The 14,270-nt window shown below is 78.6% G+C and carries 10 protein-coding genes; all 10 read left to right on the forward strand.

Going from position 1 to position 14,270, the window contains the following annotated elements; all coding sequences use genetic code 11:
- The first annotated feature begins 193 nt into the window (after positions 1-193).
- The 10 genes from rsmH to murC all read left to right on the forward strand — a co-directional run bounded on the left by rsmH (position 194) and on the right by murC (position 14,223).
- Entirely contained in the window at positions 194-1,249 is a 1,056-nt protein-coding gene (gene rsmH / locus Q0789_RS01775; protein ID WP_298801497.1) for a 16S rRNA (cytosine(1402)-N(4))-methyltransferase RsmH, read from the forward strand.
- The gene (locus Q0789_RS01780) at positions 1,246-2,070 is read left to right on the forward strand and encodes a hypothetical protein (protein ID WP_298801499.1); all 825 of its coding nucleotides are present in this window, start codon (positions 1,246-1,248) and stop codon (positions 2,068-2,070) included. Before rsmH ends, Q0789_RS01780 begins: the two co-directional genes overlap by 4 nt.
- A complete protein-coding gene (locus Q0789_RS01785) occupies positions 2,070-3,884 on the forward strand; it encodes a penicillin-binding protein 2 (RefSeq protein WP_298801501.1) in 1,815 nt (604 codons plus the stop codon). Before Q0789_RS01780 ends, Q0789_RS01785 begins: the two co-directional genes overlap by 1 nt.
- Before the next feature lie 277 nt (positions 3,885-4,161).
- Positions 4,162-5,742, forward strand: a complete 1,581-nt coding sequence (locus Q0789_RS01790) for a UDP-N-acetylmuramoyl-L-alanyl-D-glutamate--2,6-diaminopimelate ligase (protein WP_366917599.1) — start codon at positions 4,162-4,164, stop codon at positions 5,740-5,742.
- A complete protein-coding gene (locus Q0789_RS01795; protein ID WP_298801505.1) occupies positions 5,739-7,358 on the forward strand; it encodes a Mur ligase family protein in 1,620 nt (539 codons plus the stop codon). Before Q0789_RS01790 ends, Q0789_RS01795 begins: the two co-directional genes overlap by 4 nt.
- Positions 7,352-8,443: a phospho-N-acetylmuramoyl-pentapeptide-transferase gene (gene mraY / locus Q0789_RS01800; RefSeq protein ID WP_171203780.1), complete on the forward strand. Its 1,092-nt coding sequence runs from the start codon at positions 7,352-7,354 to the stop codon at positions 8,441-8,443. The genes Q0789_RS01795 and mraY overlap by 7 nt, the downstream gene beginning before the upstream one ends.
- Positions 8,440-10,053: a UDP-N-acetylmuramoyl-L-alanine--D-glutamate ligase gene (gene murD, locus Q0789_RS01805; protein WP_298801510.1), complete on the forward strand. Its 1,614-nt coding sequence runs from the start codon at positions 8,440-8,442 to the stop codon at positions 10,051-10,053. The genes mraY and murD overlap by 4 nt, the downstream gene beginning before the upstream one ends.
- Before the next feature lie 2 nt (positions 10,054-10,055).
- Positions 10,056-11,489, forward strand: a complete 1,434-nt coding sequence (gene ftsW / locus Q0789_RS01810; RefSeq protein ID WP_298801512.1) for a putative lipid II flippase FtsW — start codon at positions 10,056-10,058, stop codon at positions 11,487-11,489.
- Between the two features lie 143 nt (positions 11,490-11,632).
- Complete coding sequence (locus Q0789_RS01815; protein WP_366917600.1) at positions 11,633-12,676, forward strand: UDP-N-acetylglucosamine--N-acetylmuramyl-(pentapeptide) pyrophosphoryl-undecaprenol N-acetylglucosamine transferase; 1,044 nt, start codon at positions 11,633-11,635, stop codon at positions 12,674-12,676.
- Positions 12,673-14,223, forward strand: a complete 1,551-nt coding sequence (murC, locus tag Q0789_RS01820) for a UDP-N-acetylmuramate--L-alanine ligase (protein WP_298801516.1) — start codon at positions 12,673-12,675, stop codon at positions 14,221-14,223. Before Q0789_RS01815 ends, murC begins: the two co-directional genes overlap by 4 nt.
- The last annotated feature ends 47 nt before the right edge of the window (positions 14,224-14,270 follow it).

The raw sequence follows: 14,270 nt of genomic DNA on the forward strand, positions 1-14,270 counted from the left end.
AGTCACACGAGTCACACGAGTCACACGAGCACCACCCGGCGCCCGGTCCGGCCTCCAGCCGCTCCCGCCGCCCCAGGTCCTGGCGCACTTCCCCGGCGCCAGGCCCCGGGACCGGCCGGAGCGGATGGGGACCAGTCCCGGCGGCGGGACGCGGCGGACGCGCGGCCCCCGGGCCGCGGGAGAGGGGGCGGGCATGGGCGAGCAGCCCGACGCGGTCGCGCCCCCGGCGGGAGACCGCCTCCCCGACGAGCCCCCTCGCGGCGCCGCGACCGAGCGCGGCACCGCCGACCGCCACGTGCCCGTCCTCCTCGAGCGGTGCGTCGACCTCCTCGCCCCCGGGCTCGCGGCGGAGGGCGCCGTCGTCGTCGACGCGACGCTGGGGATGGGCGGCCACGCCGAGGCGCTGCTGCGCCGCTGCCCGGGCGCGGTGCTCGTCGGGCTCGACCGGGACCCGCAGGCGCTCGCTCTGGCGGGGGAGCGCCTGGCCCCCTTCGGCGACCGGGTCCACCTCGTCCGCACGGTCTTCGACGGCCTGCCCCGCGCCCTGGCCGACCTCGGCGTGCGCGAGGTGGGCGGCGTGCTGCTCGACCTCGGCGTCTCGTCGCTGCAGCTCGACGAGGTCGACCGGGGCTTCTCCTACGCCCGCGACGCGCCTCTCGACATGCGCATGGACCCCACCGGCGGCCCGACGGCGGCGGACGTGCTCGCCACCTACCCGGCCGGCGACCTGGCGCGCGTCCTGCGGGAGTACGGCGAGGAGCGCTTCGCCCGCCGCATCGCCGACCGCGTCGTCGCGGCGCGCGAGGCCGCGCCGCTGCGGACGACGCGGGAGCTCGCCGACCTCGTGCGCGACGCCGTGCCGGCGGCCACGCGCCGCACGGGCGGCAACCCCGCCAAGCGGACCTTCCAGGCGCTGCGCGTGGAGGTCAACGGGGAGCTCGACGCCCTGCGCCGCGCGCTCCCGGCGGCGGTGGACGCGCTCGCCGTCGGCGGCCGCGTCGTCGTCATGAGCTACCAGTCCCTCGAGGACCGGATCGCCAAGCAGGTGCTGGCCGCCGGTGCGGCCAGCACCTCACCGCCCGACCTCCCGGTCGAGCTGCCCGAGCACGCGCCGCTGCTGCGCCTGCTCACCCGGGGCGCCGAGACGGCGCCCGAGCCCGAGACCGCCCGCAACCCCCGAGCCGCGTCGGTGCGGCTGCGCGCCGCCGAGCGCGTCCGCGGGGGCCGCCTCCGAAGGAGCGCCGCATGAGCGCCGCCAGCGCCGCTCGAGCCGTCAGCGCCACCGGCGCCGCCCGGCCCGCGCGCCCCCTCGGGCCGCCTCGCAGCCGGTCCGCCCGGGCCGCGTCCCCGCTGGCGCGCAGCGCGGGCGCCCGGCCCGGCTCCCGCCCCGCGCCCCGCCCCCCGGCCGGCGCGGCCGCCGCCACGGCGCGCGCCGCGGCGCCGGCCCGGCCGCTGCCCGGTCGTCAGGGGGCCGGTCGCGAGGGAGCCGGTCGTGAGGCCGCCGCGCCGCGCGTGCGCCTCGTCGCACCGCCGGCCTCCTCGCGCCGGCGGCTGCCCTTCGGCGCCCTGTGCGCGGTCGTCGTCCTGGCGTCCCTGCTCGCCGTGCTCCTGCTCAACATCTCGCTGTCGCACGGGGCCTACGAGCTCCACGACGTGCAGGCCCGCCAGCAGCAGGCGGGGGAGCGCCGCCAGGCGCTCACCGAGGAGGTCCAGCGCAGCGCGGCCCCCGAGGAGCTCGGCCGTCGCGCCGCCGACCTCGGGATGGTGCCGTCGGGCACCACGGGCTTCGTGCGGCTCCCCGAGGGCGTCGTCGTCGGCGCGCCCGCGCCCGCCCTCGCGCCGCCCGCCGGTGAGGGGGGCGCGGCGGCGCCCGGGACGGCCGCGGCCTCGCCCGCCCCGGCGGACGTCGGCGTCGAGGACCTCGCCGCCGACGAGCCGCCGCCCGCCGAGGTGGCGGCCGAGGGCGACCGCACCGCCCGCGACCGGGCCGAGGACGCGGCCCCCGCCGACGACAGCACCGCCGCCGACAGCACCGCCGACGACAGCACCGCCGAGGAGAGCGCGCCCTGATGCCCGGCCCCGACCGCAGCCCGCACCGCACTCCCCACCACCCCGCGAGGCCGCTCGTGCGCCACGAGCGGCGCGCGCGGCTGATCCTGGCGCTCGTGCTGGCGCTCCTCGTCGTCTTCGCCGGGCGCCTCGTGCAGGTGCAGGCCGTCGACGCCGAGGCGGTCGCCCAGCAGGCGCTCGCCGACCGCATGGGGATGGAGCAGCCGCTGCTGGCCCAGCGCGGGCGCATCCTCGACGCCAGCGGCCAGGTCCTCGCCGCGAGCGTGGAGCGCCGCGACGTCATCGCCGACCCGCAGATCGCCGCCGAGGGCTACGAGCGCGAGGACGCCGACGGCGAGGTCGTCTCCGAGGGGCTGGACGGCGCCGTCGCCGACCTCGCCGGGCTCCTCGGGCGCGACCCGGCGGACGTCCGCGCCGCGCTGACCCGGGGCGGCGGCACCCGCTGGAGCGTGGTCGCCCGCGACATCCCGCCGGAGCTGTGGGCGCGGGTGAAGGCCCTGGGCGTCGCCGGCATCACGTCCGAGCCGCGCTTCAGCCGCACCTACCCGGGCGGTGACCTGGCCGGCAACGTCCTCGGCTACACGGGCGGGGACGGCGACGCCGGCCTGGGCGGCGTCGAGGCGGTCATGGACGACGAGCTGGCCGGCACGGACGGCTTCCAGCGCGTCGAGCGCGGCCGCATGGGCCAGGCCATCCCCATGGGGGAGAGCCAGCGCGTCGAGCCCGTGCCCGGCTCCGACGTCCGCCTGACCATCGACCGCGACCTGCAGTGGACGGCGCAGGAGCGGGCGACCGCGATGCGCGAGCAGGCCGGCGCCGAGTGGGTCAGCGTCGTCGCGCTCGAGGTGGGCACCGGGCACGTCCTCGCCCTCGCCGAGTCGCCGACGGTCGACCCCAACGACTTCGCCTCGGCCGACCCCGCCGCGCTGGGCAGCCGCGCCGTCTCGGACGTCTTCGAGCCCGGCTCGACGAGCAAGGTCGTCACGGCGGCCGCGGCCCTCGAGGAGGGCGTCGTCGAGCCGCTGGACCAGTTCGAGGTGCCCTACACCTGGGAGGCCGCGAACGGCCAGTCCTTCCGCGACTCCCACCACCACGACCTCGAGAGGCTCACCTTCGCCGGCATCCTCGGGGAGTCCTCCAACACCGGGACCGTCCGCGTGGGCGAGCGCCTCACGCGGGAGCAGCGCCACGACTACATGCGGCGCTTCGGCTTCGGCGAGCGCACGGGGATCGAGCTGCCGGGCGAGACGCCGGGCATCCTCGCCGCGGCGGACGACTGGGACGGGCGCCAGCAGTACACGGTCCTCTTCGGCCAGGGCGTCTCCGTCAACGCGCTGCAGGCGGCGGAGGTCTACGCCACCATCGCCAACGACGGCGTCCGGGTCCCCCCGCGCCTCGTCGAGGGCACCGTCGACCCCGACGGCACGGAGCACCCGGCGGACCGGCCCCCCGGCGTGCGCGTCGTCAGCCCCGGGACGGCGCAGCAGGTCTCGACGATGCTCGAGGGCGTCGTCGCCGAGGGCACCGGTGACAACGCCGCGATCCCCGGCTACCGCGTGGCCGGGAAGACCGGGACGGCGGAGGCCCCGGACGACCGCGGGGGCTACACCGGCTACACGAGCTCCTTCATCGGCTACGCCCCGGCCGACGACCCGCAGGTCGTCGTCGCCGTCATCGTCCAGCGCCCGACCAACGGCTTCTACGGCGGCCAGGTGGCGGCGCCGGTGTTCAAGGACGTCATGTCCTACGCGCTCACCGCCCGCGGCGACCTGCCGTCCTCGGAGCCGGCGCGCCTCTACCCGCAGACCTGGTGAGCCGCCCGGAGCCGGCGGCGCCGGCCCTCCACCGCCCCGCCCCCGCCCCCTCGGCGGCGCGGCGGGGGGCCCGTCCGCGCGCCGGTAGCCTCCCGGGGTGCCCCAGCCGACCGACGACGCCGCCCGCGGCGGCGGTCGGCCGGAGGCCCCGGTGAGCCCAGGGCGGCCGGAGGCCGCGTCGAGCCAGGGGCGGCCGGAGGCCGCGACGAGCGCGCACGCCGTCGAGCAGGGCGGGGGAGCGGTCCCCGGCGTCGACCTGGCCGACCTCGTCGCGGCCCTGCCCGGCGCGCGGGTCGACGGCGACGCCGCGGGCGTGCGGGTCCTCGGGGCGACGCTCGACTCCCGCGCGGTGCGCCCCGGCGACCTCTACGCGGCCCTCCCCGGGGCGCGCGCGCACGGCGCCGACTTCGCGGCGGCGGCCGTCGCCGCCGGTGCGGCCTGCGTGCTCACCGACCCCGCGGGGGCCGCTCGCGCGGCGGCCGCGGGGGCGCCCGTGCTCGTCGTCCCCGACCCGCGCGCCGTCCTCGGCGACCTCGCGGCGCGCGTGCACCGCACGGGCGTCCACGCGACCCCGGGGCGCGCCCCGGTGCTCCTCGGCGTCACGGGCACCAACGGCAAGACGACGACGGCCTACCTCCTCGAGGGGGCCCTGTCCGCGCTCGGCCGCACCACGGGCCTCGTCGGCACGGTGGAGACGCGCGTCGCGGGCGAGGTCCTGGCCAGCACGCGCACGACGCCGGAGGCGCCCGACCTCCACGCGCTCCTGGGGCGGATGGAGCGCGCCGGCGTCGAGGTGGCCGCCCTCGAGGTCTCGAGCCACGCGCTCGTGCTCCACCGCGTCGACGGCGTCGTCCTCGACGTCGCGGCCTTCACGAACCTCTCGCAGGACCACCTCGACTTCCACGACGGCATGGAGGACTACTTCGCCGCCAAGGCGTCGCTCTTCACCCCCGAGCGCTCCCGCCGGGGCGTCGTCGTCGTCGACGACGCCTGGGGCGAGCGCCTCGCGCGGGAGGCCGGGGTGCCCGTCACGACGGTGACGACCCGGCCGGGGGCGCGGCCGGGCGAGGACGCCGACTGGGTGGCGCTGGACCCGCAGGTGGAGAGCACCGGCACGCGCTTCGTCCTGGCGGGGACCGAGGGGCTGCGCCTGCCGCTGCGGGCGCCGCTGCCCGGCGCCTTCAACGTCGCCAACACGGCGCTCGCCGCCGTCGTGCTGCTCGAGGCGGCGCCGCTCCTGCCGGGCGCGACGACGTCCGACGCCCTGGCGGCCGGCCTCGCGCGCGCCGGCGGGGTGCCCGGGCGCCTGCAGGTCGTGGCTCCCTCGCGCCCGGCCGGCGGGCCGGGGGGCCCCCGCGTCCCGCGCGTCCTCGTGGACTACGCCCACACCCCGGACGCGGTGGCGGCGGCGCTGGAGGCGGTGCGCCCCAGCGCGCGCGGGCGGCTCGTCGTCGTCCTCGGCGCCGGCGGCGACCGCGACCGCGGCAAGCGCGGCCCCATGGGCGCCGCGGCCGCCCGGCACGCCGACGTCGTCGTCGTCACCGACGACAACCCCCGCTCGGAGGACCCGGCGGCCGTGCGGGCCGCCGTCCTGGCCGGGGCCACCGCGCCGGAGCCCGACGGCGGCGCCCCCGGGGGCGCGCGGCCGGCCCCGCAGGTCCTGGAGGTCGCCGAACGCGCCGCGGCCATCCGCGCGGCCCTGGACGCCGCCGGCGAGGACGGCACCGTCCTCGTGGCCGGCAAGGGCCACGAGCGCGGCCAGGAGGTCGCGGGCGTGGTCCACCCCTTCGACGACCGCGACGAGGTCCGTGCGGCGCTGGACGCGCTGCTCGGCCCCGACGAGAGCGAGAGCGCATGATCCCCCTGTCCCCGCAGCGCCTGGCCGAGGTCGTCGGGGGTGAGCTGCGGCTGCCCGCCCACGGTCCCGAGGGGGCCGCCGCCGACGGGTGGCCGGACGTCAGCGCGCCCGCGGCGACGGACTCGCGGTCGGTCGAGCCGGGCGGCCTCTTCGTCGCCCGCTCGGGGGAGAGCGCGGACGGCCACGACTTCGTCGTCGCGGCCGTCGCCGCCGGCGCCGCCGCGAGCCTCGTCGCGCGCCCCGTGACGGACCCCGGTGCCGGGCCCGACGGCGACCTGGCGGGCCCCCAGGTCGTCGTGCCCGACGTCCAGGCCGCCTTCGAGGCGCTCGCCCGCCACCACGTCGACGCGCTGCGCGCCGAGGGCGCCGTCGTCGTCGGGATCACCGGCAGCGCGGGCAAGACGTCGACGAAGGACCTCCTGGCCGTCCTGCTCGCCGAGCTCGGCCCGACCACCGCCACGCCGATGTCCTACAACGGCGAGGTCGGCCTCCCGCTGACGGTCCTGGCCGCGCCTCCGGGCACCCGCCACCTCGTCCTCGAGATGGGGGCGCGGGGCGTCGGCCACGTCGCCGCGCTGTGCCGGGTGGCGCCGCCGGACGTCGCCGTCGTCCTCAACGTCGGCTCCGCGCACGTGGGCGAGTTCGGCTCGGTGGACGCCATCGAGCGCGCCAAGGGCGAGCTGCCCGAGGCGCTCGGCGAGGGCGGCGCGGCCGTGCTCAACGCCGACGACGAGCGGGTGGCGCGCATGGCGGCGCGCACCCGCGGCCGCGTGCTCGCCGTCCGGGCCGCCGGGTCGGGCGAGGGCGCCGCCGTGTGGGCGCAGGACGTCGACCTCGACGCGGGCGGGCGCGCGGTCTTCCGCCTCCTCTCGCGCCTCGGCCCGGGAGCGGGCGCAGGGGAGGGCACAGGAGCGGGCGCAGGGGCGGGCCCGGGGACGGGAGCAGGACCCGGCGACGGCGCCCCTCAGGAGGCGCGCGTCGCGCTGCGCCTCGTCGGCGAGCACCACGTCGCGAACGCCGTCGCCGCGGCGGCGGTGGCCCTGCACCTCGGCCTGCCGCTCGAGCGGGTGGCCGCGGTGCTCTCCAGCGCCGTCCCCGCGAGCCGGGCCCGCATGGAGGTCACCGAGCGCGCCGACGGCGTCACCGTCGTCAACGACGCCTACAACGCCAACCCGGAGTCGGTCCGCGCGGCGCTCAAGGCGCTCGTCGCGATGCGCCGCGGCCCGGACGGGCGCGAGCGCCGCACCTGGGCCGTGCTCGGGGAGATGCTCGAGCTGGGCGCCTCGAGCACCGTCGAGCACGACCTCGTCGGCCGGCTCGCCGTGCGCCTCAACGTCTCCCACCTCGTGGCCGTCGGGCCGGGCGCCCGCGCGGTGCACTCCGGCGCCCAGCACGAGGGCTCGTGGGGCGACGAGGCCGTGCACGTCGCCGACGTCGACGAGGCCCTCGCCCTGCTGCGCGCGGAGCTGCGCCCGGGCGACGTCGTCCTCGTGAAGTCCTCCAACGCCGCGGGCCTGCGGGCCCTCGGCGAGCAGCTCGTCGCCGACGCCCCGCCGTCCGACGCCCCGCCCTCCGACCGGTCCTCCGCGGCCGGGGAGGGGGGCGCCGCGTGCTGACCGTCCTCGTCGCCGCCGCCCTCGCGCTCGTCCTGTCGCTGCTCGGCACGCCCGTCTTCATCCGCTGGCTCGTGCGCAAGGGGTACGGGCAGTTCATCCGCGACGACGGCCCGACGACGCACAAGACCAAGCGCGGCACGCCGACGATGGGCGGCGTCGTCATCGTCGCCGCGACGGTGCTCGCCTACCTCGGCGCCCACCTCGCCACGCTCGACGCGCCCACCGCCTCGGGCCTGCTCGTGCTCCTGCTCATGACGGGCCTCGGCGTCGTCGGCTTCCTCGACGACTACATCAAGATCTCCAAGCAGCGCAGCCTGGGGCTGCGGAGCCTGCCGAAGCTGCTGGGGCAGATCGGCGTCGCGGTCGTCTTCGCCGTCCTCGCGCTGCAGTTCCCCAACGACCGGTTCCGCACGCCGGCGTCGACGAGCATCAGCTTCATCCGCGACACGGGCGTCGACCTGGCCTTCGCCGGGGCCCTGCTGGGGACGGTGCTCTTCGTCGTCTGGGCGCTGCTCATGGTCGCCGGGGCCAGCAACGGCGTGAACCTCACCGACGGCCTCGACGGCCTCGCCACGGGCGCGACGACGGCGGTGGCCGGGTCCTACCTGCTCATCGGGGTGTGGCAGTCCAACCAGAGCTGCCAGAGCGTCGCGACGGCGGGGCCCAACTGCTACGAGGTGCGCGACCCGCGCGACCTCGCCGTGGTCGCGGCCGCCCTCATGGGCGCCTGCTTCGGCTTCCTGTGGTGGAACGCCTCGCCCGCCAAGATCTTCATGGGCGACACGGGGTCGCTGGCCCTCGGCGGCGCGCTCGCCGGCCTCGCGATCCTCTCGCGCACCGAGCTGCTGCTCGTCCTCCTCGGCGGCCTCTTCGTCATCATCACGCTGTCCGTGGTCATCCAGGTCGGCTCGTACAAGCTCACCGGGAGACGGGTGTTCCGCATGGCGCCCCTGCAGCACCACTTCGAGCTCGCCGGGTGGGCCGAGGTGACCATCGTCATCCGCTTCTGGATCGTCGCCGTGCTCTTCGCGGCGCTCGGCCTCGGCATCTTCTACGCCGAGTGGGTCGTCGGGACGGGCCTGTGAGCCCCCTCGGCCCGGGGGAGCAGCCCGTCACCGCCCGCACCGCGCCCCTCGTCGACGCCGGCGCGGAGTGGGCGGGCCTGCGCGTCGTCGTCGCCGGCGTCGGCGCGTCGGGGTTCGCCGCCGCCGACGCGCTCGCCCAGCGCGGTGCCCGGGTCCTCGTCGTCGACGCGCGCGACGGGGCGGAGGAGCGCGAGAAGGTCCGCGTCCTCGACGTCATGGACGTCCGGGCGCTCCTCGGCGACGACGCCGCGGCCGCGCTCGGCGGCGACCTGCCGCGCGTCGACGGCGCGGCGCCCGACCTCGTCGTCACCTCGCCCGGGTGGCGGCCCACCGCGCCGCTGCTCGCGGCCGCGACCGCGGCCGGCGTCCCCGTCTGGGGCGACGTCGAGCTGGCGTGGCGGCTGCAGCCGCCGCCGGGCAGCCCCGGCCGCGCGCCGTGGCTCGCGATCACGGGGACGAACGGCAAGACGACGACGACGCGGATGCTCGCCGCGATGCTCTCCGCCGCCGGCCTGCGCACCGCGGCGGTCGGCAACGTGGGGACGCCCGTGCTGCACGCCGTCGTCGACCCGCAGCCGTACGACGTGCTCGCGGTCGAGCTCTCGAGCTACCAGCTGCACTGGAGCTCCTCGGTCGCCGCGCAGTCCGCGGCCGTGCTCAACCTCGCGCCCGACCACCTGGACTGGCACGGCGGCATGGAGGCGTACGCGGCCGCCAAGGGCCGGGTCTACGAGGGCGTCGAGCGCGCGTGCGTCTACAACGTCGCCGACCCGGTGACGGAGCGGCTCGTGCGCGAGGCCGACGTCGTCGACGGCGCCCGTGCGGTGGGCGTGACGCTCGGCGTCCCCTCCGTGGGCATGCTCGGCGTCGTCGAGGACGTCCTCGCCGACCGCGCCTTCGTCGCCGAGCGGTCCAGCTCGGCCGCCGAGCTCGGCACGCTGGAGGACCTCCTGGCCGCCTCGGGCGGCACCGGGCCCGCTCCGCACGTCGTCGAGGACGCGCTGGCCGCCGCGGCGCTCGCGCGCTCCCACGGCGTGCCGCCCGCGGCGGTGCGCGACGCGCTGCGCGGGTACCGCCCCGACGCCCACCGCATCGCGCTCGTCGCCGAGGAGGACGGCGTGCGCTGGGTGGACGACTCCAAGGCCACCAACGCCCACGCCGCGTCGGCCTCGCTGACGGCCTTCGACCCGGTGGTGTGGGTCGCCGGGGGCCTCGCCAAGGGCGCCTCCTTCGACGAGCTCGTGGCCCGCCACGCCCACCGGCTGCGCGGCGTGGTGCTCGTGGGGCTCGACCGCGAGCCGCTGCGGTCGGCCCTGCGACGACACGCCCCCGAGGTCCCCGTCGTGGAGGTCGAGCAGTCGCAGGATGCGGGGGTGGCTCAGCTCGCGGCATCTCCGACGACGGCCCCGACGGCGGCGCCGACGGGACGCGCGGTCATGGACCGCGCCGTCGCGCTCGCCGGCGACCTGGCCCGCCCGGGCGACGTCGTCCTGCTCGCCCCGGCGTGCGCATCCATGGACCAGTTCACCGACTACGGCGCGCGCGGTGACGCCTTCGCCGCGGCGGTCCTCGCCCGCACCGGCGGCGCCGACGGCCCCGGCGGGCGCTGACCGTGGCCTCGAGGACCTCGCCCGCCCGTCCGCACCAGGGCACCGCCCGCCCGCCCGAGCAGCGCGCTCCGCGCCGCCCCGGCCCCGCCGGTGCGGCGCCCCGGGCCGGCGCCCACCCGGCGCCCGACCTCCGCCGCGGGGCGCCGCGCCGCGCCCTGGAGCGCGCGGGCGACGTGGTGACGTCGTGGGTCGCGCGCGCGGACACGCCCGCGACGAGCTTCTACCTGCTGTCCGCCACCACGGGGATCCTCGTCGTCCTCGGGCTCGTCATGGTCCTGTCGAGCTCGAGCGTGGAGTCGCTGCAGGCGGGCGACTCGCCGTTCGCGGCCTTCACGAGCCAGCTGCTCTTCGCCGTGCTCGGGCTGCCGCTGGCCTACGCCGCCTCACGGGTGCCGGTCCGGGTCTGGAAGGCGCTGGCGTGGCCGGCGGTCGGCCTCGCGGCGGTCCTCCAGCTGCTCGTCTTCAGCCCGCTGGGGGACGAGGTCGGGGGCAACCGCAACTGGATCTACGTCGGCGGCTTCTCGCTGCAGCCCTCGGAGTTCGCCAAGCTCGCCCTCGCGGTGTGGCTCGGCGCCGTCCTCGTGCGCAAGGCGCCCCTGCTGCGGGACTGGAAGCACGTCGCCGTGCCGGTCGTGCCGGTGGCCGGCGGCGTGCTGGGGCTCGTGCTGCTCGGCCACGACCTCGGCACGGGCATGGTCGTCATGCTCGTCATCGCGGCCGCGCTGTGGGTCGCGGGCGTGCCCGCGAAGATCCTCCTGCTCCCGGCGGCGGCGCTCGCGGCGGTCGCCGCCGTCATGGTGCTCACGAGCCCCAACCGGATGACCCGCATCGGCGACTTCCTCTCGGGGGAGTGCGACCCGCAGGGCGGCTGCTACCAGTCGGCGCACGGGCTCATGGCGCTCGCCGGCGGCGGGGTCACGGGACTCGGCCTCGGGTCGAGCCGGGAGAAGTGGTCCTACCTGCCCGAGGCCCACAACGACTTCATCTTCTCCATCATCGGCGAGGAGCTGGGCCTGCTCGGGACGCTGCTCGTGCTCGTCCTCTTCGGCGCGCTCGCGGTGGGGTGCATGCGCGTCATCAAGCGGCACGAGGACCCCTTCGCCAAGGTCGTCACCGCGGGCGTCATGGCGTGGGTGGTCGGCCAGGCCCTCGTCAACATGGCCGTCGTCCTGGGCCTCGTCCCCGTCATCGGCGTGCCCCTGCCGCTCGTCAGCGCGGGCGGCTCCGCCCTCGTGGCGACGCTGCTGGCCCTCGGGGTGGTGCTCTCCTTCGCGCGCACCGAGCCCGGGGCGCCGGCGCTGCTCGCCACCCGCGCCGGCGTCGTCCGGCGCTCGCTCGTCGTGGCCGCCGCCCCGCTCTCGCGGCGCTCGGCGGGCGGCCCGACCGGCCGCGGGCGCCGAGGCCCCCGGCGAGCCGAGCGCGGGGCCGCCCGGTGACCGCCCCGCGCCCCGCGTCGTCCTCCGCGCCCTCCTCGTCCTCCTCGTCCTCCGCCGCCGCGGAGCGGCAGGGCGAGGACGCCGCCACCCGGCCGCCCTCGGTGCTGCTCGCGGGCGGCGGCACCGCCGGGCACGTCAACCCGATGCTGGCGCTCGCGGACGCCCTGCGGCGCCGCCACCCCGACGCCGCCCTCCTCGCCCTCGGCACCGAGGCCGGGCTGGAGTCCCGTCTCGTGCCGGCGCGCGGGTACGAGCTGGCGCTGGTGCCCCGCGTGCCGCTGCCGCGGCGCCCGTCGGCCGAGCTGCTCTCGCTGCCCGGCCGCCTGCGCGCGGCCGTCGCGGCGGCCGACCGCGCGCTCGCCTCCTGCGGGCCGCACGGCGCGGACGTCGTCGTGGGCATGGGCGGCTACGTGGCCGTGCCCGCCTACCTCGCCGCCCGACGGCGCGGCGTGCCCGTCGTCGTCCACGAGCAGAACGCCCGCCCGGGCGTCGCCAACCGCCTCGGCGCCCGGCTCACCCCCCACGTCGCGACGACCTTCCCGGGGACGCCGCTGCGGGGGGCCGTGCGCGTCGGCCTGCCCATGGCCCCGGCGCTCGCGCACCTCGACCGCGCCGCCCTCCGGGGGGAGGCCGTGGCGCACTTCGACCTCGACCCCGACCGCCCGACCCTCCTCGTCGTCGGGGGGTCGCTGGGGGCGCAGCGGCTCAACGAGGCCGTCGCCGCGGCGTGGCCGGACGTCGAGGCGGCGGGCGTCCAGGTCCTCCACCTCACCGGCGCCGGCAAGGCCGTCGTGGCGGCGCACCGGGCGGGCGGCCCCGTCCACCGGGTCCTCGAGTACACCGACCGCATGGACCTCGCCTACGCCGCCGCCGACGCGGCGCTGTGCCGCTCCGGCGCCGGGACGGTCTGCGAGGTCAGCGCGGTCGGCCTCCCGGCGGCCTTCGTCCCGCTGCCGATCGGCAACGGCGAGCAGCGGCGCAACGCCGAGCCCGTCGTCGAGGCCGGCGGGGCCCTGCTCGTGGCCGACGCCGACCTCGACGCGGCGTGGCTGCGCGAGCAGCTCCTCCCGCTCCTCGTCGACCGCCCGCGGCTCGCGGCGATGGCGGCCGCCGCCTGGGCCAGCGCCGTGCGGGACGCCGACGAGCGCCTCGCCGACCTCGTGCTCGCCGCGGCGGGCCGCTCGTGAGCGCCGCGCCCACCGCCGGGGTCCCGTCCTCCGGGGACGTCGCGGCCGCCGACGCCGACCTCCTGTCCGGCGACGTGCCGCTGGCCTTCGACGTCGCCGCCCCCGTCCCGCCGGCCGCCGAGCTCGGCGGCGTGCACCTCGTCGGCGTCGGGGGGGTGGGCATGTCGGGCATCGCGCGCGTGCTGCTGGCCCGCGGGCTGCCCGTGAGCGGCAGCGACGCCAAGGACGTGCCCGTCCTGGCGGCGCTGCGCGCCGTCGGCGGTCGCGTCGCCGCCGGCTTCGACGCGGCCCGCCTCGACGGCGCCGGGACCGTGGTCGCCTCCTCGGCCATCCGCGCCGACAACGTCGAGCTCGTCGCCGCCCGCGAGCGGGGCCTGCGTGTCCTGCACCGCTCGCAGGGCCTGCAGGCCCTCATGGCCGACCGCCGGGCGGTCGCCGTCGCGGGCACCAACGGCAAGACGACGACGACGTCGATGCTCGTCGTCGCGCTGCAGCACGCGGGCCTCAACCCGTCCTTCGCCGTCGGCGGCGAGCTGCGCGGCGCCGGGACCAACGCCCACGAGGGCACGGGGGACCTCTTCGTCGCCGAGGCCGACGAGTCCGACGCGTCCTTCCTCGTCTACGAGCCCGAGCTGTCCGTCGTCACCAACGTCCAGCCCGACCACCTCGACCACTACCGCGAGGCGGCGGCCGTCGAGCGGGCCTTCGGCGCCTTCGCGGGGCGCGTGCGTCCCGGCGGCGTCCTCGTGGCCTGCGCGGACGACCCGGGCGCGGCCCGGCTCGCCGCGGCTGTCGCGCGGGCGCACGAGCGCGAGCCCGGCGCCTGGCCCCGGGTGGTCACCTACGGGCAGTCCGCGGCCGCCGACGTGCGCCTGGAGGACCTCGAGCCCGAGGGAGGGCGGACGTCGTTCGCCCTCGTCGACGCGGGCCGCCGCGAGGGCGAGGTCCACCTGCAGGTGCCCGGGCTGCACAACGCCCTCGACGCCGCGGCCGCCTACACGGCCGCGACGCGCCTGGGCGTCCCCCCGGCCACCGCCGTGGCCGGCCTGGAGGCCTTCACCGGCACGCGGCGCCGCTTCGAGGACCGCGGCCGCGCCGACGGCGTGCGCGTCTACGACGACTACGCGCACAACCCGGCCAAGGTCGCGGCGGCCGTCGCCACGGGCCGCCAGGTGGCGGGGGAGGGGCGCCTCGTCGCCGTCTTCCAGCCCCACCTCTACAGCCGCACCATGGACTTCGCCGGCGAGTTCGGCGCCGCGCTCGGGGCGGCCGACGAGGTCGTCGTCATGGACGTCTACGCGGCGCGCGAGGACCCGGTGCCCGGGGTGACCGGCGGGCTCGTCGCCCGCGCCGTGCCGCTGCCCCCGGAGCGCGTGGCGTACGTGCCCTCGTGGGGCGACGCCGCGCGGGAGGCCGCGGGGCGCGCCCGGCCCGGTGACCTCGTGCTGACCATCGGAGCCGGTGACGTGACGATGGTCGCGGGCGAGGTGCTGGGGGAGCTCGAGCGCCGCTCGCCCGCCGCGACGACCGGTGGTGGCGCGGCGTGAGCCGGCGACCGCTGGCGCCGCGGGCCCGACCGGCCGCCGAAGCCCCT

The sequence above is a fragment of the uncultured Pseudokineococcus sp. genome (genome assembly GCF_947499845.1).
Taxonomy (GTDB): Bacteria; Actinomycetota; Actinomycetes; order Actinomycetales; family Quadrisphaeraceae; genus Pseudokineococcus.

Bases quoted from the DNA above. Each gene is read 5' to 3' on its own strand.
- Q0789_RS01795 (WP_298801505.1), top strand. From the start codon at position 5,739: ATGATCCCCCTGTCCCCGCAGCGCCTGGCCGAGGTCGTCGGGGGTGAG.
- Q0789_RS01780 (WP_298801499.1), top strand. From the start codon at position 1,246: ATGAGCGCCGCCAGCGCCGCTCGAGCCGTCAGCGCCACCGGCGCCGCC.
- Q0789_RS01785 (WP_298801501.1), top strand. From the start codon at position 2,070: ATGCCCGGCCCCGACCGCAGCCCGCACCGCACTCCCCACCACCCCGCG.
- Q0789_RS01815 (WP_366917600.1), top strand. From the start codon at position 11,633: ATGCTGGCGCTCGCGGACGCCCTGCGGCGCCGCCACCCCGACGCCGCC.
- rsmH (WP_298801497.1), top strand. From the start codon at position 194: ATGGGCGAGCAGCCCGACGCGGTCGCGCCCCCGGCGGGAGACCGCCTC.